The organism is Methylobacterium sp. WL64 (genome assembly GCF_008039945.1).
Lineage (GTDB): Bacteria > Pseudomonadota > Alphaproteobacteria > Rhizobiales > Beijerinckiaceae > Methylobacterium.
The window spans coordinates 1-1,177 of the sequence record NZ_VRVA01000285.1; the positions used below are offsets into that span (position 1 = coordinate 1).

Annotated in this window: 1 protein-coding gene; it reads left to right on the forward strand. The window is 67.5% G+C overall.

Features of this window, described 5'->3' with window-relative positions:
* Positions 1-96 precede the first annotated feature (96 nt).
* Positions 97-1,177: transposase (locus FV242_RS33910; RefSeq protein WP_147942030.1), on the forward strand; the 1,081-nt coding region annotated here is incomplete at its 3' end.

Genomic DNA, 1,177 nt, shown 5'->3' on the forward strand with positions numbered 1-1,177 from the left:
GCTCGACTTTGGCCATTTCGACCGGCCGTGGAACGCGCTGGGTGACGAAGCGGGCTTGATGGATAGGCTGGTGGTGTCCCTCGCCAGAGACGCCCCATGCCGCACCTGCCCGCCCGCTTCGCCGGGATCATCCTGTCGTTCGCTCCGCTGTTCGTCCACCGGTCGTGGCGGTACGCTCAGGCCCTGCTGATCGGTGCGATCCTGTGTCCGGGTCAGCGAACGGTAGCGAGCGTGCTGCGGATCACGGGCAGGGCGCGCGACCGCCATTTCGTGAACACGCACCGGGTGCTCAGCCGCGCCGCATGGTCGCCCCGTACAGGAGCCCGCATCCTGCTCCGGCTGCTCGTCGAAGCCTTCGCGCCGCGTGGTCCTATCGTCCTGGCGCTCGACGACACGATCGAACGGCGCTGGGGACGGCGTATCCAGGCCCGAGGGATCTACCGTGATCCAGTGCGTTCGTCCGGCGCCCATTTCGTCAAAACGAGCGGCCTGCGCTGGATGAGCCTGATGCTGCTCGCACCCATTCCCTGGGCAGGTCGGGTCTGGGCGTTGCCGTTCCTGACCGCCCTCGTCCCCTCCGAGCGCGCCTGCCGGGAACGAGGACGTCGGCACAAGACCCTGCTCGATGTCGGACGGCAGATGGCCCTGCAGGCGCGGCGCTGGCTGTCAGGGCGCGACCTCGTGCTGGTCGGCGACAGCGCCTTCTCGGCCTTGCTGTTTCTCGATGCTCTGCGCGGCAGCGGCGTTACCACCATCACGCGCCTGCGCCTGGATGCGGCGCTCTATGATCCCGCGCCCCCAAGGCTTCCGGGCACGATCGGGCGACCGCGCAAGACGGGTGCACGGCGGCCAACCCTGTCCAAGATCCTGACCGAGCCGGCCACCCTCTGGCAGCAGGTGAGCGTGCCGGGCTGGTACGGCACAGGTGAACGCAGGATCGAGATCACCTCGGCTTCCGCCGTCTGGCATCATTCCGGGCTGCCGGTGGTACCAGTCCGTTGGGTTCTGATCCGCGATCCCGAGAACCACTTCGAGCCGCAAGCCCTACTCTGCACCGACCCCGTACGAGATCCGACACAAATCGTGACATGGTTCGTCCGACGCTGGCAGGTCGAGGTTACCTTCCAAGAGGCACGCGCCCATCTCGGCGTCGAGACCCAGCGTCAGTGGTCCGACA